Annotated in this window: 28 protein-coding genes; 13 read left to right on the plus strand and 15 right to left on the minus strand. The window is 55.3% G+C overall.

Translation table 11 applies throughout. The features are described 5' to 3' along the window. Positions 1–38 precede the first annotated feature (38 nt). The 11 genes from npr to GVK32_RS01930 form a co-directional block, all read right to left on the minus strand. Positions 39–311: a PTS phosphocarrier protein NPr gene (npr, locus tag GVK32_RS01880; protein ID WP_095099937.1), complete on the minus strand. Its 273-nt coding sequence runs from the start codon at positions 309–311 to the stop codon at positions 39–41. After that, positions 308–1,162, minus strand: a complete 855-nt coding sequence (gene rapZ / locus GVK32_RS01885; protein WP_004868172.1) for an RNase adapter RapZ — start codon at positions 1,160–1,162, stop codon at positions 308–310. The genes npr and rapZ overlap by 4 nt, the downstream gene beginning before the upstream one ends. A 45-nt stretch (positions 1,163–1,207) precedes the next feature. Further along, positions 1,208–1,696 (minus strand): PTS IIA-like nitrogen regulatory protein PtsN, encoded by a 489-nt coding sequence (gene ptsN / locus GVK32_RS01890; RefSeq protein ID WP_041147421.1) that lies wholly within the window; start codon positions 1,694–1,696, stop codon positions 1,208–1,210. Between the two features lie 73 nt (positions 1,697–1,769). After that, a complete protein-coding gene (hpf, locus tag GVK32_RS01895; RefSeq protein WP_004868168.1) occupies positions 1,770–2,057 on the minus strand; it encodes a ribosome hibernation promoting factor in 288 nt (95 codons plus the stop codon). A 22-nt stretch (positions 2,058–2,079) separates the two neighbouring features. After that, positions 2,080–3,513, minus strand: a complete 1,434-nt coding sequence (gene rpoN / locus GVK32_RS01900) for an RNA polymerase factor sigma-54 (protein ID WP_159864613.1) — start codon at positions 3,511–3,513, stop codon at positions 2,080–2,082. Between the two features lie 47 nt (positions 3,514–3,560). Continuing rightward, a complete protein-coding gene (gene lptB, locus GVK32_RS01905) occupies positions 3,561–4,286 on the minus strand; it encodes an LPS export ABC transporter ATP-binding protein (protein WP_045856575.1) in 726 nt (241 codons plus the stop codon). 6 nt (positions 4,287–4,292) lie between these two features. Next, the gene (gene lptA / locus GVK32_RS01910) at positions 4,293–4,838 is read right to left on the minus strand and encodes a lipopolysaccharide ABC transporter substrate-binding protein LptA (RefSeq protein WP_045856577.1); all 546 of its coding nucleotides are present in this window, start codon (positions 4,836–4,838) and stop codon (positions 4,293–4,295) included. Continuing rightward, on the minus strand, positions 4,807–5,382 hold the full coding sequence (lptC, locus tag GVK32_RS01915; protein ID WP_123708956.1) for an LPS export ABC transporter periplasmic protein LptC: 576 nt from the start codon (positions 5,380–5,382) through the stop codon (positions 4,807–4,809). Before lptC ends, lptA begins: the two co-directional genes overlap by 32 nt. Continuing rightward, positions 5,379–5,945 carry a 3-deoxy-manno-octulosonate-8-phosphatase KdsC gene (gene kdsC, locus GVK32_RS01920; RefSeq protein ID WP_041147417.1) on the minus strand — a complete coding sequence of 189 codons (567 nt, stop codon included), beginning with the start codon at positions 5,943–5,945 and terminating at the stop codon, positions 5,379–5,381. Before kdsC ends, lptC begins: the two co-directional genes overlap by 4 nt. A gap of 14 nt (positions 5,946–5,959) precedes the next feature. Further along, positions 5,960–6,964 (minus strand): arabinose-5-phosphate isomerase KdsD, encoded by a 1,005-nt coding sequence (gene kdsD / locus GVK32_RS01925; RefSeq protein WP_200842819.1) that lies wholly within the window; start codon positions 6,962–6,964, stop codon positions 5,960–5,962. Next, the gene (locus tag GVK32_RS01930; RefSeq protein WP_159864619.1) at positions 6,961–7,938 is read right to left on the minus strand and encodes a calcium/sodium antiporter; all 978 of its coding nucleotides are present in this window, start codon (positions 7,936–7,938) and stop codon (positions 6,961–6,963) included. The genes kdsD and GVK32_RS01930 overlap by 4 nt, the downstream gene beginning before the upstream one ends. Before the next feature lie 210 nt (positions 7,939–8,148). On the opposite strand from GVK32_RS01930, the gene mlaF reads away from it, so the two are divergent. The 7 genes from mlaF (at position 8,149) to murA (ending at position 12,955) form a co-directional block, all read left to right on the plus strand. After that, positions 8,149–8,961 (plus strand): phospholipid ABC transporter ATP-binding protein MlaF, encoded by an 813-nt coding sequence (mlaF, locus tag GVK32_RS01935; protein WP_095099923.1) that lies wholly within the window; start codon positions 8,149–8,151, stop codon positions 8,959–8,961. A gap of 7 nt (positions 8,962–8,968) precedes the next feature. Further along, entirely contained in the window at positions 8,969–9,751 is a 783-nt protein-coding gene (mlaE, locus tag GVK32_RS01940) for a lipid asymmetry maintenance ABC transporter permease subunit MlaE (RefSeq protein WP_045856585.1), read from the plus strand. Positions 9,752–9,755: 4 nt separating this feature from the next. Further along, positions 9,756–10,307, plus strand: coding sequence for an outer membrane lipid asymmetry maintenance protein MlaD (gene mlaD, locus GVK32_RS01945; protein ID WP_132513561.1), 552 nt, complete (start codon positions 9,756–9,758; stop codon positions 10,305–10,307). A gap of 17 nt (positions 10,308–10,324) precedes the next feature. Continuing rightward, positions 10,325–10,960, plus strand: coding sequence for a phospholipid-binding protein MlaC (gene mlaC, locus GVK32_RS01950; protein WP_045856587.1), 636 nt, complete (start codon positions 10,325–10,327; stop codon positions 10,958–10,960). Then, positions 10,960–11,250 carry a lipid asymmetry maintenance protein MlaB gene (gene mlaB / locus GVK32_RS01955; protein WP_159864622.1) on the plus strand — a complete coding sequence of 97 codons (291 nt, stop codon included), beginning with the start codon at positions 10,960–10,962 and terminating at the stop codon, positions 11,248–11,250. Before mlaC ends, mlaB begins: the two co-directional genes overlap by 1 nt. A 136-nt stretch (positions 11,251–11,386) precedes the next feature. After that, entirely contained in the window at positions 11,387–11,641 is a 255-nt protein-coding gene (gene ibaG / locus GVK32_RS01960; RefSeq protein WP_159864625.1) for a BolA family iron metabolism protein IbaG, read from the plus strand. 54 nt (positions 11,642–11,695) lie between these two features. Next, positions 11,696–12,955 (plus strand): UDP-N-acetylglucosamine 1-carboxyvinyltransferase, encoded by a 1,260-nt coding sequence (gene murA, locus GVK32_RS01965; protein ID WP_041147410.1) that lies wholly within the window; start codon positions 11,696–11,698, stop codon positions 12,953–12,955. Positions 12,956–13,013: 58 nt separating this feature from the next. Here murA and sfsB read toward each other — a convergent pair whose 3' ends face one another. After that, positions 13,014–13,286 carry a DNA-binding transcriptional regulator SfsB gene (gene sfsB, locus GVK32_RS01970; RefSeq protein ID WP_041147409.1) on the minus strand — a complete coding sequence of 91 codons (273 nt, stop codon included), beginning with the start codon at positions 13,284–13,286 and terminating at the stop codon, positions 13,014–13,016. Between the two features lie 198 nt (positions 13,287–13,484). After that, a complete protein-coding gene (ispB, locus tag GVK32_RS01975; RefSeq protein WP_159864628.1) occupies positions 13,485–14,456 on the minus strand; it encodes an octaprenyl diphosphate synthase in 972 nt (323 codons plus the stop codon). A gap of 260 nt (positions 14,457–14,716) precedes the next feature. Here ispB and rplU point away from each other — a divergent pair, with 260 nt between their 5' ends. The 4 genes from rplU to cgtA all read left to right on the plus strand — a co-directional run bounded on the left by rplU (position 14,717) and on the right by cgtA (position 17,560). Further along, positions 14,717–15,028, plus strand: a complete 312-nt coding sequence (gene rplU / locus GVK32_RS01980) for a 50S ribosomal protein L21 (RefSeq protein WP_041147407.1) — start codon at positions 14,717–14,719, stop codon at positions 15,026–15,028. Positions 15,029–15,047: 19 nt separating this feature from the next. Next, complete coding sequence (gene rpmA, locus GVK32_RS01985) at positions 15,048–15,305, plus strand: 50S ribosomal protein L27 (RefSeq protein WP_007673187.1); 258 nt, start codon at positions 15,048–15,050, stop codon at positions 15,303–15,305. A gap of 95 nt (positions 15,306–15,400) precedes the next feature. Further along, positions 15,401–16,366: a DMT family transporter gene (locus GVK32_RS01990; protein ID WP_159864631.1), complete on the plus strand. Its 966-nt coding sequence runs from the start codon at positions 15,401–15,403 to the stop codon at positions 16,364–16,366. A gap of 15 nt (positions 16,367–16,381) precedes the next feature. Then, positions 16,382–17,560 (plus strand): Obg family GTPase CgtA, encoded by a 1,179-nt coding sequence (gene cgtA, locus GVK32_RS01995; protein ID WP_159864634.1) that lies wholly within the window; start codon positions 16,382–16,384, stop codon positions 17,558–17,560. A gap of 94 nt (positions 17,561–17,654) precedes the next feature. On the opposite strand, the gene dacB is transcribed toward cgtA, so the two are convergent. Continuing rightward, positions 17,655–19,088, minus strand: coding sequence for a serine-type D-Ala-D-Ala carboxypeptidase (dacB, locus tag GVK32_RS02000; RefSeq protein ID WP_159864637.1), 1,434 nt, complete (start codon positions 19,086–19,088; stop codon positions 17,655–17,657). Positions 19,089–19,323: 235 nt separating this feature from the next. Between dacB and greA the strand changes: the two genes are divergently transcribed. Then, positions 19,324–19,800 (plus strand): transcription elongation factor GreA, encoded by a 477-nt coding sequence (greA, locus tag GVK32_RS02005; protein ID WP_095099900.1) that lies wholly within the window; start codon positions 19,324–19,326, stop codon positions 19,798–19,800. A 152-nt stretch (positions 19,801–19,952) separates the two neighbouring features. On the opposite strand, the gene yhbY is transcribed toward greA, so the two are convergent. After that, positions 19,953–20,246 carry a ribosome assembly RNA-binding protein YhbY gene (yhbY, locus tag GVK32_RS02010; protein WP_041147757.1) on the minus strand — a complete coding sequence of 98 codons (294 nt, stop codon included), beginning with the start codon at positions 20,244–20,246 and terminating at the stop codon, positions 19,953–19,955. Between the two features lie 124 nt (positions 20,247–20,370). On the opposite strand from yhbY, the gene rlmE reads away from it, so the two are divergent. Beyond that, on the plus strand, positions 20,371–21,000 hold the full coding sequence (rlmE, locus tag GVK32_RS02015; protein WP_041147401.1) for a 23S rRNA (uridine(2552)-2'-O)-methyltransferase RlmE: 630 nt from the start codon (positions 20,371–20,373) through the stop codon (positions 20,998–21,000). Positions 21,001–21,064: the final 64 nt, after the last annotated feature.

Here is a 21,064-nt window from a genome sequence, read left to right on the forward strand (position 1 = left end):
CCGGTAAGCATCGCGCGACCGGGGGAATGACGCCGGCGTTAGTCTTCGTCAAAACCGGCGTTAAACAGCGCAATAACCGCAGCCAGCGCTTCGACTTCCTGCGGACCGTTGGCCTCAATCTCAATTTGCCGACCCTTCGCGGAGTCGAGCATCAGCAGAGCAATCACGCTATTGGCTTCCGCCTCCGTGCCCTCATCGTTGCGCAGCAGCACTTCGGCATCGAAATTTTGCATCAGCTCGAACAGTTTCATCGCCGGGCGCGCGTGCATGCCCAGCTTGTTAGTGATCTCAACGCTCTGCTTTACGGTCATGATTTGCGTTTTTCCAGCGTCCGGTGACGCGACTGCACGTTCTTACCGCGCGAGCGGAAGTAGTCAGCCAGTTGTTCGGCGATATAGACCGAACGATGTTTACCGCCGGTACAACCGATAGCGACCGTCAGATAGCTGCGGTTATTGGTCTCCAGCATGGGTAACCATAGCTCAAGATAGCTGCGGGTCTGATAAATAAAGTTGTGAACCTCCGTGTGCCGGTCGAGGAACGCGGCAACGGGTTTATCCAGGCCGGTCATCGGGCGCAGCTTGGGATCCCAGTGTGGGTTAGGCAGGAAGCGCACGTCGAAGACGTAATCGGCATCGATCGGAATACCGTGCTTAAAGCCAAAGGATTCAAAGACCATGGTGAGCTCACGCTCGCGTTTGCCCAGCAGGCGCGTACGCAGCATTTCTGCCAGCTCGTGTACCGACATTTCGGAGGTGTCGACGATCAGGTCGGCGCGGGAGCGCAGCGGCTCCAGCAGCGCGCTCTCTTCATCGATGGCGCTCTCAAGCGACAGGTTTTTACTCGAAAGCGGATGCAGGCGACGCGTGTCGCTGTAGCGACGAATCAGCGTGTTGCGATCGGCATCAAGGAACAGCAGCTGAGGAGAAAACGCCTCAGGCAGGTTCTTCATCGCCTGCTCAAAGATTTCTGGCGACTCCGGCATGTTGCGCACGTCAATGCTGACAGCGGCGGAAATGTTTCTGTCGGCCAGCGATCTCGCCAGCTCGGGCAGCAGCACTACCGGCAGGTTATCTACGCAGTAGAAGCCCATATCTTCCAGCGCCCGCAGGGCGACGGATTTCCCCGATCCTGAGCGGCCGCTGACGATCATCAGTACCATGTACCGTTTCTCCTCAGTACGATAAAGGGGAGGCTAGCGCTCCCGTTATGCGTCATCGCTGCTTCCTGCCTCGGTGATAATCTCATACAGCTCTTCGTCGCTTTGCGCGGCGCGCAGGCGACGGCAAATTGTTTTATCCGCCAGCCGTTTTGCCACCAGCGACAGCGTATGCAGATGGGTTTTTGTCTGGTCGGCCGGCACTAAAAGCGCAAACAGCAGATCGACGGGCTGATTGTCGATTGCATCAAAGGCGATCGGCGTTTCCAGCTGCACAAAAACGCCGACGGCGCGCAGCGTATCCTCTTCAAGCTTACCGTGCGGAATGGCGATGCCGTTGCCAATTCCGGTACTGCCCATTTTCTCGCGGGTGAGGATCGCTTCGAATACCACCTGGGACGGCAGACCTAGCTGCTTTGCCGCCAGCTCGCTGATGATCTCCAGCGCGCGTTTCTTGCTCTGGCAGTGCACCTGGCTACGGGTACATTCCTGGTTAAGGACATTGCTCAGTTGTAGAGCTGAATCGTTGTTCATCATAATTTCACCTGAGCTCGCTCCCTGCCAGCTGCCGATAACAGCCGACGGCCGGCAGGGACGATCGCCCGGACAATTAGTGTTGTTTTAGTTTATCTTTATGTTTTGTTAGCTGTCGTGCCAGCTTATCGATGAGACCATCGATAGCGGCATACATATCCTGCCCTTCCGCACTGGCATGGATTTCGCCACCGTTGACATGCAGATTGGCGTCCGCAATTTGCGTCACCTTCTCTACTTTTAACACAATGTAGACCTGATTGATCCTGTCGAAAAACTGCTCCAGTTTGCTGAACTTCGCGTTGACGAACTCGCGCAGGGCCGGGGTGATTTCGACGTTGTGTCCTGTAATGTTGAGCTGCATAGTGTCTTCCTTATCGGTTGGGTCACACCAGCTGCTTACGCTGGTTAGACGGCGGAATGGATAAAGACTCTCGGTACTTAGCGACGGTGCGGCGCGCCACCATGATACCCTGTTCGGACAGGATGGTGGTGAGCTTACTGTCACTCAACGGCTTCGCGGGGTTCTCCGCGGCGATTAACTTCTTCACCAGCGCGCGAATGGCGGTCGACGATGCCTCGCCTCCGCCTTCGGTATTCACGTGGCTGGAGAAGAAATACTTCAGTTCAAAAATACCGCGCGGGCTGTGCAAGTACTTTTGCGTGGTCACGCGTGAAATCGTCGATTCATGCATTTCGACGGCCTGAGCGATATCCGCCAGCACCATCGGTTTCATAAACTCTTCGCCCTGTTCAAAGAAAGCCTGCTGCTGTTCGACGATGCAGCGGCTGACGCGCAGCAGCGTATCGTTACGGCTTTCCAGGCTTTTTATCAGCCAGCGGGCTTCCTGCAGGTTGCTGCGGATAAACTGGCTATCGGCGTCGTTACGCGTGCTGTTGCCCATTGCGGCGTAGTGCTGGTTGATCTTCAGGCGCGGGATGCTGTCGGAATTCAGCTCTACGACCCAGCGTTCGCTCACCTTACGCACCAGCACATCCGGGATCACGTATTCCGGCTCGCTGGTTTGGATCGACTGACCCGGGCGTGGATCTAACGACTGGATCAGATTAACCGCTTCTTTCAGAACGTCCTCTTTCAGCCGCGTAACGCGCATCAGGGAGCGATAGTCGTGGTTGGCGAGCAGATCGAGATGATCGCTGATGATAAGCCGGGCCTCTTCCAGCCACGGCGTCTCTTTGGCAAACTGCGAAAGCTGAACCAGCAGACAGTCGCGCAGATCTTTTGCCGCGACGCCAACCGGGTCAAAGCGCTGGATGCGCTTCAGTACCGCTTCAACTTCTTCGAGGCCGATTTCGTCATCGTCAATGCTCTCAACGATATCCTCCACCCGCAGGGTGAGGTAGCCGGTATCATCAACGGCATCGACGATAGAGGTGGCGATAGCGCGGTCGGTATCGGTGAACGGCGTCAGCTGAACCTGCCACATCAGGTAATCCTGCAGGCTCTGGGTCGTTTCACCTTGATAGATAGGCAGCTCGTCATCCTGGTAATCGACGCCGTTGCCAGAAGGCGTGCCGGCGGTGTAGATCTCATCCCAGCTGGCGTCGAGCGGCAGCTCCTCGGGCATATCTTTTTGCTCAAGGGCGTCCACGGTATCCAGAGACTCGCGGTCCTCAACTTCTTTCGTTTCTACCTCTTCATGAAGATCGGTTTGCTCAAGCAATGGATTACTCTCCAGCGCCTGCTGGAGTTCCTGCTGGAGTTCTAACGTGGACAGCTGCAGCAAACGAATGGCCTGCTGCAGTTGTGGCGTCATGGCAAGCTGTTGGCTTAGCCTTAATTGCAAACCTTGCTTCATATTCAGGGCTAATATCTCCGGCTAAAACGTCTGTAACCTCTACCCTATCAGAGTCTGAAGTCTTCCCCAAGATACACGCGCTTAACCTGCTCGTCTTCCAGGATTTGCTGTGGGGTGCCGTGAGCAATCAGATGCCCCTGGCTGACGATATAGGCACGTTCGCAGACCGCCAGAGTTTCCCTGACGTTATGGTCGGTGATAAGGACGCCAAGGCCGCTGTCGCGCAGGTGCTCGATGATGCGTTTGATATCGATAACGGAGATGGGGTCAACGCCGGCAAACGGTTCATCCAGAAGAATAAATTTAGGGTTGGCGGCCAGTGCGCGGGCAATTTCAACGCGGCGACGTTCGCCGCCGGAAAGCGCCTGACCGAGGCTATCGCGCAGATGCTCGATATGAAACTCTTCCATCAGCTCTTTCGCGCGATCGTCACGCTGTTCGCTGCTCAGATCGTCACGAATCTGCAGTACCGCCATCAGGTTATCGTAGACGCTCAGGCGGCGGAAAATGGAGGCCTCCTGCGGCAGGTAGCCAATGCCCCGGCGCGCGCGCGCGTGAAGCGGCAGCAGGCTGATATCTTCATCGTCGATGATAATATTGCCGGCGTCGCGCGGCACGATCCCGACCACCATGTAGAAGGTGGTGGTTTTGCCGGCGCCATTCGGGCCGAGCAGGCCGACAATCTCACCGGAGTTGACGGTCAGACTGACATCTTCCACCACGCGGCGGCCTTTATAAGCTTTGGCGAGATTCTTTGCAGTTAATGTTGCCATAACGAATTACTTACCTTTCTTTGGCTGATCGGTGCCTTTGTCCTGCAGCTGCGAAGGAACCAGAACCGTAGTCACGCGCCCGCCTTTGTTGCTGAACGCCTGCATTTTCTGCTCTTTCACCAGATAGGTGATTTTGTCACCCTGGATATTGCTATCGATCTGTTCCAGATGCGCATTGCCGGTCAGGACGACGAAATCATTTTGCAGCTCATAGTGCATTTTCGACGCGCGGCCTTTCACCGGCTTGCCGTTATCCTGCATCTGGAAGAAGGTTGCCGGATTGCCGTATCCGTCGATTACCTCTTTACCCCTCTCGCCGCCTGGACGCGTGACCACGACCTTATCGGCATTGATCTTGATGGTGCCCTGAGTCACGACGACATTACCGGTAAAGGTGACAACATTGCCCTGCATATCCAGCGACTGCTGATCGGATTCGATATGAATCGGCTGATCGGTGTCGCCAGTCTTTGCCAGTGCCGGCAGGCTGGCGGCCAGTATGGCGCTGGCGAGCGCAATCTTAAGGCTGAGTTTGTTTGTTCTGAATTTCATAAGAGGTTCTAACCTTTTCAATCAGCTCGGCATTTTTGCTGCGCAGGTTACCGCGCATTCTTAGGCCACTGGAATTAAATGTTGTCCCGTACAACGTCACCATGTCATCGGAGGTAACATCCTGCGTCACCAGATTTATCCGGGCGTTATCCGTCGTAATTTTGCGCAGTTGAGAGTCGGGGCTTAGCGCGTTCACCTCAACGTGTCCATAAAGATACAGCATACGATCGTTGGTCAGCTTGGCTTTATCCGCTTTGATTGACCAGGTTGGGACTTTGTTGGTATCAAAGGTGGTCATAACCGGCTGAGTGAACCACGACAGCTCTTGCGCAGAAAAATACGCCACGTGCTCGGCGATAAGGCGATAGTTAAGCGCCCCTTCCGGACTGTAAACGACGGTATCGGTATGCTCGCTGGTATAGGTTGGGTCATCAGGATTGACCTCCGGCTGAGCGCTATCGTCCGTACCCGCCAGGTTAAGGCCGATCAGGATCAGCGCGACCAGCGACAGTAAAATGATAACCCAACGTCTGGTTTTACTCATATTGATTGCCCTTTGGCCTCATCCAGCTTGCCCTGCGCCAATAGTAACAAATCGCAGACTTCGCGTACCGCTCCGCGCCCGCCGTTGATGCGGGTAACATAGTCTGCGCGTGGAAGCAGCAGCGGGTGCGCATCCGCCACGGCAACGCTTAAGCCTGTTTCTGCCATTACCGGCCAGTCGATCAGGTCATCGCCAATATAGGCCACTTCGTCCGCACGGACAGCCAGCTTGCTCAATAAGTCACGGAAGGCCAGCAGCTTATCGGACTGCCCTTGATAGAGATGCGTAATGCCTAGCGTCTGGCAGCGATCTTCTACTAGTTTAGCGTTTCGCCCGGTAATAATCGCCACTTCAATACCTGAAGTCAGCGCGCAGCGGATCCCGTAGCCATCGCGTACGTTGAACGCCTTCAGCTCTTCGCCGTTGTTGCCCATATAGATAAGACCGTCGGAAAGCACGCCGTCGACGTCGAGGATCAGTAAACGGATCTTCGCCGCGCGTTCGAGAAACTCAGGGCTTACCGGTCCGTAGCAGGTCGCCAGCAGAGCATCAGCATTATTCATTATTTTATCCTTACTTACACTACGCCTGCGCGCAGGAGATCGTGCATATGTACCACACCCAACAGACGGTCGCCATCGGCAACTAATACGCAGGTGATATGACGGGCTTGCATCAGGTTTAGCGCATCGACGGCCAGAATGCCGGGACGGATGCGAATCCCACCCGGCGTCATGACCTCGGCGATGCCGGCATTACGCATATCGACCCCGGAATCGAACACCCGGCGCAGATCGCCATCGGTGAAAATACCGATGATGTTCATCTCATCGTCGCAGACAGCGGTCATGCCTAAATTTTTACGCGTGATTTCCAGCAGCGCATCGCGCAGCGTGGCCTGCAGAGTAACGTGCGGGATTTCATCACCCGTGTGCATGATATCATTGACCCGCAGCAGCAGCTTACGGCCCAGCGCGCCGCCGGGGTGGGAGAGCGCGAAATCTTCGGCGGTAAAGCCGCGCGCTTCCAGCAGCGCGACCGCCAGAGCGTCGCCCATCACCAGCGCCGCGGTGGTGCTTGACGTCGGGGCAAGGCCTAGCGGGCAGGCTTCTTTCAGCACCTTCACACACAGGTGGATATCCGCCGCGCGCGCCATGCTGCTTTCCGGACGGCTGGTCATGCAGATCAGCGGCACCCGCTGGCGCTTAAGCACCGGGATCAGCGCGAGCATTTCGTTCGATTCGCCGGAGTTCGACAGGGCGATAATAACGTCCTGCGGCGTGACCATGCCTAAATCGCCGTGGGCCGCCTCGCCGGGATGAACGAAAAACGACGGCGTACCGGTGCTGGCGAAGGTGGCTGCCATTTTGCGCCCGATATGGCCGGACTTACCCATCCCCATGACCACTACTTTGCCCGTGCAGCGGAAAATCGTTTCGCAGGCGCGCGTAAAATCTTCATTAATGTATTGATCGAGCTGAGCCAGACCTTCACGTTCAATTTCCAGGACCTCGCGGCCTGCCCGTTGAAAGTCAAAATCCGTTGGCAAATCTGTTTGCGACATAATGGTATCCCGATTCATTCACCAAAGAGCGGTGCTGCCCAGTACAGCATCGCCAACCAAACCACAAAACCGCCGACCAGCAGCGCCCCGGCAAGTCGGCTGGGCTGCCGTTTTCGGCGCCAGCACAGCAGGGCGAAAATTACGCTGACCAGCATCATGACGGCATAGTCGCGCGTAAACGCTTCGGGGACGAAGGATCCCGGCGCGATCAGCGCCGGCAGCCCGAGAACCAGGACAATATTCAGGATATTGGCGCCAATGATATTCCCGATGGCGATATCATCTTCCCCTTTACGTGCGCCAGCAATCGCCGTTGCCAGTTCTGGCAGGCTGGTGCCGATGGCGACCACCGTGAGGCCGACGGTCAGTTCGCTGATGGCGAAGTAGTTCGCCAGCACGGTGGCATTATCCACCACCATGCGGGTCGCCATAGGCATGATTATCATCGCCACCCCTAGCCACAGCAGGGCGACGGGGAGCGAACCTTCTCGCGGCAGCTCTGCTATCTGCTCCCGGGTCAGGCTGTCGTTACCCTGACGCTCGGCGATGCGCGCTATTTTTACCGTGAACAGTAGCCATAGTATGGCTAACGCCAGTAAAAAAAGGCCGTCCATGCGCGAGAGCTGGCCGTCATAGAGGACAAAGCTCGCGAGCAGGCTGACCAGCAACATTAGCGGCAGTTCGCGGCGCAGGATATCAGAATGTACGGTAAATGGATGAAGTAAGGCGGCGAGGCCAAGAATTAATAGGATATTGGTGATGTTGGATCCGATCGCCGTCCCGATGGCCAGATCGGTCTGCCCGTGCAGGGAGGCGGCCGCAGAGACGATGATCTCGGGCAGGCTGGTGCCGATACTCACCACCGTCATGCCAATGATAAGCGGCGGGATCCCTATCATGCGGCACAGTATTGAAGCGGCGTAGACCAGACGATCGGCGCTGTAGACCACCAGCAGTAAACCAATTATTAACAGAGCCGTCGCTAAGAGCATCTAAAGTCCTTTCTTCAGGTATAATCGTCAGCCTCGCTGATCGTCCGTACGCAGCGTAACGAATTCTTAATTTTGACTTTATGTTTGTCAAAAGTAAAACAAATGCCAGCTTTCGCTAACCCAGGCAGGTAAGATTCTGTAAAAATGTTGGGTTTATGGTGGAAGAAAGCACCATGCTTAGCCTGAGGGATGTTTTGTAAGGATGATTTTATGAGCCAAACTCTGGCGAATTTAGTCGAAGTACGCGGTATCAGCTTCTCTCGAGGCGATCGCGCGATCTTTGATGATATCTCGCTGTCGGTGCCGCGCGGTAAGATCACGGCGATCATGGGGCCATCGGGAATCGGTAAAACGACCCTGCTGCGCCTGATCGGCGGCCAGATCCCGCCGGACAGCGGCGAGATCCTGTTTGATGGCGAAAACGTGCCGCAGATGTCGCGTTCGCGCCTGTATACCGTACGTAAGCGCATGAGCATGCTGTTTCAGTCCGGCGCGCTGTTTACCGATATGAACGTCTTTAATAATGTGGCCTATCCGCTGCGCGAGCACACTCATCTGCCCGAAGCGCTGCTGCATACTACCGTAATGATGAAGCTTGAGGCCGTTGGCCTGCGCGGAGCGGCAATGCTGATGCCTTCTGAGCTATCCGGCGGCATGGCGCGCCGTGCAGCGCTGGCAAGGGCTATCGCGCTCGAACCGGATCTCATCATGTTCGACGAACCGTTCGTCGGCCAGGATCCCATCACCATGGGCGTGTTGGTTAAGCTGATTTCTGAACTCAATAGCACCCTGGGCGTCACCTGTATCGTGGTATCGCACGACGTACCGGAAGTGCTCAGTATTGCGGATTACGCCTATATTGTGGCCGATAAGAAAATCGTCGCCCACGGCAGCGCCCGGTCGCTGCGGGAAAATGCTGACCCTCGGGTTCGCCAGTTTATTGATGGTATCGCCGACGGCCCGGTGCCGTTCCGCTATCCGGCAGGCGACTATCAGCATGATTTATTAGGCATAGGGAGTTAAACGACTGATGCTGCTAAATATGCTGGCATCGCTCGGCCATCGGGGGATTAAAACCACCGCGGCTTTTGGGCGTGCCGGATTAATGCTTTTCAACGCCGTAGTGGGCAAGCCGGAGTTTCGCAAGCACGCGCCGCTGCTGGTGCGCCAGCTGTACAACGTTGGCGTGCTGTCGATGCTGATCATCATCGTGTCGGGGCTGTTCATCGGCATGGTGCTCGGCCTGCAGGGGTATCTGGTGTTAACCACCTACAGCGCGGAAACCAGTCTTGGTATGCTGGTGGCGCTGTCTCTGCTGCGCGAGCTGGGACCCGTGGTTGCCGCGCTGCTGTTTGCCGGGCGTGCCGGTTCGGCGCTGACCGCCGAAATAGGGCTGATGCGTGCGACCGAGCAGCTATCGAGCATGGAGATGATGGCCGTCGATCCGCTGCGTCGCGTGATATCACCGCGCTTCTGGGCCGGCGTCATCTCACTGCCGCTGCTGACGATTATTTTTGTCGCGGTGGGGATCTGGGGCGGTTCGCTGGTTGGCGTTAACTGGAAAGGTATTGACAGCGGCTTCTTCTGGACCGCGATGCAAAACGCCGTCGACTGGCGAATGGATCTGGTTAACTGCCTGATTAAGAGTCTGGTTTTCGCCATTACGGTGACATGGGTAGCGTTATTTAACGGTTATGATGCTATCCCCACTTCCGCAGGGATTAGCCGGGCAACGACGCGCACCGTGGTGCATTCGTCGCTGGCGGTTCTGGGGCTGGATTTTGTGCTGACTGCGCTGATGTTTGGGAATTGAGTTCATGCAAACGAAAAAAAGTGAAATCTGGGTAGGCGTATTTTTACTGGTGGCACTGCTGGCGGCACTGTTTGTATGCCTGAAGGCCGCGAACGTGACCTCTTTGCGGACCGAGCCGACGTATCGTCTTTACGCTACTTTTGACAATATCGGCGGCCTGAAGGCGCGGTCGCCGGTACGCATTGGCGGCGTGGTCGTTGGCAGGGTGGCGGACATCACGCTCGATCCAAAAACCTACCTGCCGCGGGTGGCTCTCGATATCGATGAGAGCTACAACCATATTCCTGACTCCAGCTCGCTGGCCATTCGTACTTCCGGCCTGCTGGGCGAGCAGTACCTGGCTCTGAACATGGGTTTTGAAGACCCGGAGCTGGGGACATCTATCCTTAAGGATGGTGGGACGATTCAGGACACTAAATCTGCCATGGTTCTGGAAGATCTGATTGGCCAGTTCCTTTACAACAGTAAAGGCAGCGACAATAAGAATTCTGGCGATGATCCTGCAGCCCAGGAAAGTCATACTGACGCAGCGCAGCCTGCCGCCACGACGCACTAACTCAGGAGAGACCCGATATGTTTAAACGCTTACTGATGATCGCCATGCTGGCGATTGCGCCATTGACTGCTGCGACCGCAGCGGATCAGTCCAATCCGTACAAGCTGATGGATGAAGCCGCGCAGAAAACCTTCGACCGCCTGAAAAACGAGCAGCCGAAGATTCAGGCTAACCCTAACTATCTGCGCGAAATCGTCGACCAGGAGCTGATGCCGTACGTGCAGGTGAAGTATGCCGGCGCGCTGGTGCTGGGCCGCTATTACAAAGATGCAACCCCGGCGCAGCGTGAGGCCTACTTTACCGCCTTCCGCGAATATCTGAAGCAGGCGTACGGCCAGGCGCTGGCGATGTATCACGGTCAGACCTATCAAATCGCGCCGGAACAGCCGCTGGGCGATGCGACTATCGTTCCTATCCGCGTGACGATCCTCGATCCTAATGGCCGTCCGCCGGTGCGCCTGGACTTCCAGTGGCGTAAAAACACCCAGACCGGCAACTGGCAGGCTTACGACATGATTGCTGAAGGGGTGAGCATGATCACCACCAAGCAGAACGAGTGGAGCGATCTGCTGCGTACTAAAGGCGTCGATGGCCTGACCGCGCAGCTGAAATCGATCTCCGCCCAGCCGATTACTCTGGAACAGAAAAAATAATGAGCGGTCAGCTGAGCTGGACCCGCAGCGGCGAGCGCCTGGCACTGCAGGGTGAACTGGACCAGGATCTGCTGGTCCCGCTCTGGGACGACCGCATGCAGGCGACTGAAGGCGTATCGACTATCGACCTGAACGCGGTAACCCGGGTCGATACCGCGGGCCTGGCGCTACTGGTGCATTTCGTGGCGCTGATTCGTCGCCAGGGCAGGGAGGCACAGCTGATCGGCAAGAGCGATAATTTGCAAACGCTGGTCGGTCTTTACAACCTTCCTGCCGATATGATCCCATAGTTTTTCAGAGTGTTACTGCTGACGCTATCCGCAAAGCCTCATCAATATTTTCGATGGGGCTTTTTGCTTGTTTAAGACCGCGTCACTTTCCTCTAAGATGTTGGGCTATTTTCACTACCAGATAAAATTTGAACCCATGGAAAATCATGAAATTCAGGCCGTGCTGATGAACGCACTCTCCCTCCAGGAAGTCCACGTCTCTGGCGATGGCAGTCACTTTCAGGTTATCGCTGTGGGCGAGCTGTTCGACGGCATGAGCCGCGTGAAGAAGCAGCAGACTATCTACGCCCCGCTGATGGAATATATTGCCGACAACCGTATCCATGCTCTGTCGATCAAGGCGTATACCCCGCAGGAGTGGGCCCGCGACCGCAAGCTAAATGGCTTTTAAGCTGTAGGGATGCTCCCTGCAGCGTATATGAATTCTTAACAGAGAACAGAATCAATGGATAAATTCCGTGTTCAGGGTCCGACTCGTCTCCAGGGCGAAGTCACCATCTCCGGTGCGAAAAATGCAGCCCTGCCGATCCTCTTTGCCGCACTGCTGGCAGACGAGCCGATTGAGATCCAGAATGTACCGAAGCTGAAAGACATCGATACCACGATGAAACTGCTGAGCCAGCTCGGCGCCAAAGTTGAGCGTAATGGTTCGGTATGGATTGATGCGGGCCCGGTTGACGTCTTCTGTGCTCCGTACGATTTAGTCAAAACCATGCGCGCCTCTATCTGGGCGCTGGGGCCGCTGGTGGCGCGTTTTGGCCAGGGCCAGGTTTCACTGCCGGGCGGCTGTGCGATCGGCGCCCGTCCGGTTGACCTGCATATTACCGGCCTGGAGCAGCTGGGTGCCGAGATCAAGCTGGAAGAGGGCTACGTCAAAGCATCGGTCAATGGACGCCTCAAAGGCGCGCATATCGTTATGGATAAGGTCAGCGTTGGCGCGACCGTCACCATTATGAGCGCCGCGACGCTGGCAGAAGGCACCACCGTTATCGAAAACGCCGCACGTGAGCCGGAAATCGTCGATACGGCCAACTTCCTCGTTGCGCTGGGCGCGAAAATTAAAGGCCAGGGCTCTGACCGCATTACCATTGAAGGCGTAGAGCGTCTGGGCGGCGGCGTATATCGCGTTCTGCCGGACCGCATCGAAACCGGGACCTTCCTGGTCGCGGCGGCAATCTCCGGCGGTAAAATCGTCTGCCGCAATGCGCAGCCTGATACCCTTGACGCCGTGCTGGCGAAGCTGCGTGACGCGGGCGCCGATATTGAGACCGGTGAAGACTGGATTAGCCTTGATATGCACGGCAATCGTCCTAAAGCCGTCAACGTACGTACCGCGCCGCACCCGGGATTCCCGACCGACATGCAGGCGCAGTTTACGCTGCTAAACCTGGTGGCTGAAGGCACCGGCGTGATTACCGAGACCATTTTCGAAAACCGCTTTATGCACATTCCGGAACTGATCCGTATGGGCGCACACGCGGAAATCGAAAGCAATACGGCGATCTGCCACGGCGTGGCCCAGCTGTCCGGTGCTCAGGTAATGGCAACCGACCTGCGCGCATCGGCAAGCCTGGTACTGGCGGGCTGTATTGCGGAAGGCACCACGATTGTCGATCGTATCTATCACATCGACCGCGGATACGAGCGGATTGAAGATAAGCTGCAGGCGCTGGGCGCGAATATCGAACGCGTCAAAGGCGAGTAAAGCTGCTATCGCAGCCCTCTGACGTTGGTCCGGGGGCTGCATCCTGTATTACCTCGACTCACTTCTCACTTTTCTTCTGGCGTATCATCTGCGTTCTGTCGATAAACCGATGGGTAATCGGGTCATGGTAGCGTGACGGCCAAATAGCCCAGGGTGTAGTTTCCAGCGCGTTCGCAATAATCAGTTCGCCTTTGGGCCACGGCCGGGTTAGGGCATTGGCCAGGGTTGAGGAACTCAGACCGTTGCGTCGTGATTCCGCTGCCAGCGACGTGCCCTTTTTGCGTAATCCGGCGATAATATCGGCCGGGTGCCAATCGATGAACTTATCCATAAATTCTCCTGGTGATAAGGTTCCAGATCGCCCCAAGTGGACGACAGGCTCACTATACCCCTGGTTCATTAAAGTTCTAACAAGTTCCAGTAAATAGAACGAATATTCAGAATTCATCAAGGTTCAGTGGGTGAGGGGACGGACTAGGGGGGGTTAGGAACTTTCCCGCGCGATGCGCGGGAAGGGTCGCAAGGGCGATTAGCGATCGCGTTGTACGGCGATGTGCGCCAGGCCGATGAGCGCTTCGCGCCACGGCGAGTCGGGTAAAACCTGAAGCGCAACAATCGCCTTATCGGCTTCTTCTTCTGCGCGCTTTTGGGTCCATTCCAGCGAGCCACAGGCGGCCATGGCCTCCAGAACGGCTGCCAGCAGGTGACGTCCGTTACCCTGTTCGATTGCGCCGCGGATCATGGCGGACTGTTGCGGAGTGCCGTGGCGCATCGCATGCAGCAGCGGCAGAGTAGGTTTACCCTCGTTCAGGTCATCGCCCACGTTTTTACCAAGACGGTCGCCGTCGGAGCTGTAGTCCAGCAAATCATCGATCAGCTGGAAAGCGGTGCCCAAATAGCGGCCGTAGTCCTGTAATGCCCGCTCCTGTTCCTCGGTGCAGCCAGCCAGAATCCCGGAACATTGCGCGGCGGCCTCGAACAGTCGGGCTGTTTTGCTGTAAATCACCCGCATGTAGTTTTCTTCGGTGATGTCCGGGTCGTTAACGTTCATCAGCTGCAGGACTTCGCCTTCGGCAATCACGTTAACGGCTTTCGACATGACCTCCAGCACCTTCAGCGAGCCGAGGCTGGTCATCATCTGGAAAGAGCGGGTATAGATAAAATCACCAACCAGCACGCTGGCTGCATTGCCGAAGGCCGCATTGGCCGTAGCTTTGCCTCGACGCATATCCGACTCGTCAACGACATCATCATGAAGCAGGGTCGCGGTATGGATAAATTCGATCAGCGCAGCAATGGTGACGTGCGCATTCCCCTGATAGCCGACGGCGCGCGCCGCGAGGACCGCAATCATCGGACGAATACGTTTACCGCCTCCGCTGACGATGTAATAGCCTAACTGATTGATAAGCTGAACATCTGAGTCGAGTTGCTCAAGGATTGTCGCATTGACACCCGCCATATCTTGCGCGGTTAACTCATTGATTTTTTCTAAATTCATCGCAAAAGCCGGGCCACATGTCCTGTTACCGCGAATCCAGGTGGGTTCACAGCAAGATTAAGATAGAATTAAAAGAAGATATGATTGTACTGAAAAAATGGCATAGATAAACGTTAGTGTGAAAGTTGTGTTTTTTTTCTGCGTTGAGCGACGATCGCTCTTGTCAAAGGCTCGCCTTTTGCGTAATATTCGCGCCCTATTGTGAATATTTATAGCGCACTCTAAATCACATTAAGAGGTGCGCGGAAGCGGAGTTTTATATGTACGCGGTTTTCCAAAGTGGTGGTAAACAACACCGAGTAAGCGAAGGTCAGACCATTCGCCTGGAAAAGCTGGACATCGCAACTGGCGAAGCTGTTGAGTTCGCTGAAGTGCTGATGGTCGCAAACGGTGAAGAAATCAAGATCGGCGTTCCTTTCGTTGAGGGCGGCGTAATCAAAGCTGAAGTTGTTGCTCACGGTCGTGGCGAGAAAGTTAAAATCGTTAAGTTTCGTCGTCGTAAACACTACCGTAAGCAGCAGGGCCATCGTCAGTGGTTCACTGATGTGAAAATTACTGGCATCAGCGCCTAAGACCTGAGGAGAGATTTAAATGGCACATAAAAAGGCTGGCGGCTCAACTCGTAACGGTCGCGACTCAGAAGCTAAACGCCTGGGCGTTAAGCGTTTCGGTGGCGAAACCGTTCTGGCGGGTAGCATCATCGTTCGTCAACGTGGCACCAAATTCCACGCTGGTAACAACGTAGGTTGCGGTCGTGACCACACTCTGTTTGCTAAAGCAGACGGTAAAGTGAAATTTGAAGTTAAAGGCCCGAACAACCGTAAATATATCAGCATCGTTGCTGAGTAAGGTTTTCGAGGTCCGGTAACGGATTAAAGCCCCGCAACGTGTTGCGGGGCTTTTTACATTAGAAGTCCGGAAAATTTTCCGCAGGTAAAATGGGCATGAAGCAGCAGGCCGGCATAGGTATTGTTTTGGCGCTCACCACCGCAATGTGCTGGGGTGCGCTGCCCATCGCAATGAAGCAGGTTCTGGAAGTGATGGAACCGCCAACGGTGGTGTTCTATCGCTTTTTAATGGCGAGTATTGGCCTCGGGTCGATCCTGGCGATTAAAGGCAAGCTGCCGCCGCTACATCTTTTCCGCAAGCCTCGCTGGCTAATTATACTGGCTATCGCAACGGGCGGCCTGTTCGGTAACTTCATTCTGTTCAGCTCGTCCTTGCAATATTTAAGCCCGACGGCCTCGCAGGTGATTGGCCAGCTGTCCCCGGTTGGAATGATGGTCGCCAGCGTCTTTATTCTCAAAGAGAAGATGCGCGGGACCCAGGTTATCGGTGCGATAATGCTGCTCTGCGGGCTGGTGATGTTCTTCAACACCAGCCTGATAGAGATTTTTACCCGCCTGACGGATTACACCTGGGGTGTGATTTTTGGCGTGGCTGCAGCGACGGTGTGGGTGAGCTACGGCGTTGCGCAAAAGGTGTTATTGCGTCGTCTGGCGTCACAGCAAATCCTGTTTTTGCTGTACACTTTATGTACGATTGCACTATTGCCGCTGGCAAAGCCGGGTGTGATTTCCCAGCTAAGCGACTGGCAGCTGGCGTGCCTGATCTTTTGTGGTTTGAACACGCTGGTAGGTTATGGCGCACTCGCGGAAGCGATGGCGCGTTGGCAGGCAGCGCAGGTGAGCGCATTAATTACGCTAACCCCGCTGTTTACGCTGTTATTTTCAGATTTATTATCAATTGCCTGGCCCGATTTCTTCGTCAAACCGATGTTAAACCTGTTGGGTTATCTCGGTGCGTTTGTCGTGGTTGCGGGCGCGATGTTTTCCGCCATTGGTCATCGTCTTTGGGGACGCTGGCGTAAAAATGAAGCGGTTGTAGTAGTCCCCCGCTCAGGCGAATGATTTACGGAGAGTAAAATGAAGTTTGTTGATGAAGCAACGATCCTGGTCGTAGCAGGTGATGGCGGCAATGGTTGCGTGAGCTTCCGCCGTGAAAAATATATCCCAAGAGGCGGCCCTGACGGCGGCGACGGCGGTGATGGCGGCGACGTTTGGCTGGAAGCGGACGAGAACCTGAACACCCTGATTGACTACCGCTTTGAGAAAGCTTTCCGCGCTGAACGTGGGCAGAACGGGCAAAGCCGTGACTGTACCGGTAAGCGTGGTAAAGACGTCTCGGTGAAGGTGCCTGTAGGGACCCGTGTTATCGATCAGGGGACCGGCGAGACCATGGGCGATATGACCAAGCACGGTCAGCGCCTGATGGTCGCCAAAGGCGGCTGGCACGGCCTGGGTAACACCCGCTTCAAATCGTCCGTCAACCGTACCCCGCGTCAGAAAACGATGGGTACGCCGGGCGACAAGCGCGACCTGCAGCTGGAGCTGATGCTGCTGGCAGACGTTGGGATGCTGGGGATGCCGAACGCCGGTAAATCCACCTTCATTCGCGCCGTTTCTGCCGCGAAGCCGAAAGTTGCCGATTATCCGTTCACCACGCTGGTTCCTAGCCTCGGCGTTGTACGTATGGATAACGAGAAGAGCTTCGTCGTGGCGGATATTCCAGGGCTGATTGAAGGCGCCGCTGAAGGCGCAGGCCTCGGTATTCGCTTCCTCAAGCACCTTGAGCGCTGCCGCGTGCTGCTGCACCTCATCGATATTGAGCCAATCGACGGTTCCGATCCGGTCGAGAATGCGCGCATTATCATCGGCGAGCTGGAAAAATACAGCGAGAATCTGGCGTCGAAACCACGCTGGCTGGTCTTCAACAAGATCGACCTGATGGATAAAGAGCAAGCCGAAGCGAAGGCGAAAACCATTGCCGAAGCGCTGGGCTGGGAAGATAAGTTCTACCTGATTTCTGCGGCAAGCCAGCAGGGCGTGAAAGACCTGTGCTGGGACGTAATGACCTTTATCATCGAAAACCCAATCGTACATGCGCAGGAAGATAAGCCGGCTGAGAAAGTCGAGTTTATGTGGGATGACTACCACCGCGAGCAGCTTGAAAGCGCTGAGATCGAAGTGGAAGACGACGAAGACTGGGATGAGGACTGGGACGAAGACGACGAAGAGGGCGTTGAGTTCATCTACAAGCGTTAATTCTGGTTTGCACCGGTCCCCGCGGCGTAATGCTAAGCGGGGAACATCGCCGGGTAGAACGAAAAGGGCCGCATCTGATGCGGCCCTTTTGTATTTAGTTGTTCTGGTACAAATCCTTATACAGCCGGCTTTCGAAGCGCACCAGCGGAATTCGACGGTTGCGCTGATCGGCTGGCGGTACCGCATAGCCTGACAGATACTGCACGAAAGCGATTTTCTGCCCACTGGCGCCAGTGATAAAGCCCGCCAGATTATAGACCCCTTGCAGGGAGCCGGTCTTCGCGGAAACCTTACCATCAACGCCTGCCTGATGCAGACCCGCACGGTACTGCAGCGACCCGTCATGACCGGCGAGCGGCAGCATCGAGATGAAGTTGAGCTCATTATCGTGCTGGGCAATATATTGCAGCACCTGCATCATCGTGGCGGGTGCAATCAGGTTGTGGCGCGACAGGCCGGAACCGTCGGCAATAATCGTATTGCCCAGGTCGATGCCAGCCTGCTGACGCAGGATTTGGCGTACCGCATCGGAACCCGCACGCCAGGTGCCCGGCACGCCGAGGCGCGCGTGACCAATGGTGCGGAATACGGTATCGGCAATCATGTTGTCTGATTTTTTCAGCATGATACGCAGGAGATCGTGCAGCGGCGCGGACTGAGTGCTCGCCAGCACGGTCCCCGGATCGTTGGCCAGCGTCTGGCGCAGCAGAGTACCGCTCCAGGTAATGCCGGCCTGGGTCAATTCAGACTTCAGGATCACGCCGGCGTAGCTGGCGCCATCCTGAATGGCAAAGGCCAGCGGCAGCGGCTCGCTGCGCTGCGGCAGACAGCCGGTCAGGGTGTAGCGGTTAAGATCGCCCGGGACCACGTCGAGCTCGCAGTACTGAGCCTCTGCGGAGCCGCGGGCCAGCGTGCGGACCTGGCTGAACATGGTGACCGGGTAATACGAGGCGACGCGAATAAATGCCAGGTCTCCGGGCTTCTGCGCGCTGTATAGCGAGATCGAGAAACAGTTGCGATCGACGATTGCCGCCGCCGGCGGGGCGCTAAAGCACTGGGTCATATCGTTCCACGGCCAGCCCGGCGCTTTGTCATGGCTGGCGAAGACCGAGGTATCGATCAGGACGTTCCCTTCGATCCGCTGGACGCCGGCCTTTTTGAGCGTGGCCACCATATTGCGAATATCCTGCCGCCTGAGCGTAGGATCGCCGCCAAAACGGGCAATCAGGTCACCTTTCAGCACGCCACCGTCGAGGGTACCTTTGGTTTCCAGGGTGGTGGTGAAACGGAAGTCTGGCCCCAGCTGGAGCAGGGCAGCCAGCGCGGTGATCACCTTCTGAGTACTGGCCGGTAGCGCCATTTGCTGGCTGTGAAAGTCTATCTCCGGCGTAGGGGAGCCGACCTTTTGCGCCATAAAGGCGAGGTTAGCACCCGCAGGAAGCTGGTTGATGTACTCGTCAATGTTCGCCGCCTGAGCGCTAAACGCAATGCCGGCAGTCAATCCGATGATAAATCTGGAAAATCGCATAATCTCGCGCTAACAACCTGAAACCGAGCCGTCATACTACGGTGCAACACCCTGTAAAGTAAACGATGACCCATAGTGAACTTCAGGGTAAAATACGTATCAAATTGAAAATTGCTGCTGACCTGGGGAATGTTTCCCGGGTTGGTTTTCTTTTTGCTCCTGTCCTGCTTTTTGCCAGGCAGGTTGCGGAACGGGGATATCCGTTCCATGAAGGAATGATAAAGAGGTATAACAAATGCAAGCTATTCCGATGACCTTACGTGGCGCTGAAAAACTACGCGAAGAGCTGGATTTTCTGAAATCCGTTCGTCGCCCTGAAATCATTGCAGCCATCGCCGACGCCCGTGAACATGGCGATCTCAAAGAGAACGCTGAGTACCATGCGGCCCGCGAACAGCAGGGTTTCTGTGAAGGTCGTATCAAAGATATTGAGGCCAAGCTGTCCAATGCGCAGGTTATCGATATCACCAAAATGCCGAATAACGGGCGCGTGATTTTTGGTTCAACGGTGAACGTTCTGAACCTCGATACCGACGAAGAGCAGATTTATCGCATCGTGGGCGACGACGAAGCGGATTTTAAGCAGAATCTTATCTCCGTGAACTCCCCGATCGCTCGCGGGCTGATCGGTAAAGAGCAGGATGATGTGGTGACAATCCGCACGCCGGGTGGCGAGGTCGAATACGAAATTATCAAGGTTGAGTACCTTTAATTCGCATTTCCCGCTACGCTGTTGATGGATTGTAAAGAAAGGAAAAAGGCCGCATAGCGGCCTTTTATCAACGTCCAGAGCATGGCATTTTGCTCGTCTACCCGCAGAAATCCCTCGTTTTACACAAAGTTGTGTCGAGATTCAGGATATTCTTAGCGTGGCAGCGAGATTTTGCGCTCTTTAGATGGGCGGTACAGGACCAGCGTTTTACCGATGACCTGTACGTTACAGGCGCCGGTTTCGCGTACGATAGCTTCCACGATCAGGGTTTTAGTCTCGCGGTCTTCCGAGGCGATTTTCACCTTGATGAGCTCATGGTGCGCTAGCGCTTGTTCGATCTCGGCCAGTACCCCTTCGGTCAAACCATTATTGCCAAGCATAACTACCGGCTTGAGCGGATGTGCCAGACCTTTCAGGTGCTGTTTTTGTTTAGTACTCAGATTCATCGTATTTTTTTGCTTACGTTGGGATTGAAAACGGTTCATTCTACCGCCATCTCCCATATATCGCCAAACTACAGTGTCGATTTTTACGTCGCAAAGTATGATGAACCCGAAATGGGAATGTTAAATGACAGGTAAAAAGCGTTCTGCCAGTTCCAGCCGCTGGCTTCAGGAACACTTTAGCGATAAATATGTTCTCCAGGCGCAGAAAAAGGGGTTACGTTCCCGAGCCTGGTTTAAACTTGATGAAATACAGCAAAGTGACAAAATTTTTAAGCCGGGGATGACGGTTGTTGACCTCGGTGCTGCACCCGGAGGCTGGTCGCAATATGCGGTCACGCAGATCGGAAACAGCGGCCGCATCATCGCTTGCGATCTTTTACCGATGGATCCAATCGTTGGTGTGGACTTCCTTCAGGGCGACTTTCGTGATGAATTAGTCCTGAAAGCGTTACTTGAGCGCGTAGGTGACAGTAAAGTACAAGTTGTCATGTCCGATATGGCACCAAACATGTGCGGAACACCGGCGGTGGACATCCCCCGGGCCATGTATTTGGTGGAACTGGCGCTTGGAATGGCTCGTGATGTATTAGCGCCAGGTGGTAGTTTTGTAGTTAAGGTGTTCCAGGGCGAAGGCTTCGATGAGTATCTAAGAGAAATTCGCTCCCTGTTTACGAAGGTCAAAGTTCGTAAGCCGGACTCTTCCCGTGCTCGTTCGCGTGAAGTGTACATTGTAGCGACCGGGCGAAAACCATAACCGGTAGATTTCAAACGAAAGTTTGAAAGAAACTGGATATAGAGTATCCTGACGCTGTTTTTAA

It is taken from the genome of Klebsiella sp. 18074, assembly GCF_902705905.1.
Taxonomy (GTDB): Bacteria; Pseudomonadota; Gammaproteobacteria; order Enterobacterales; family Enterobacteriaceae; genus Klebsiella; species Klebsiella terrigena.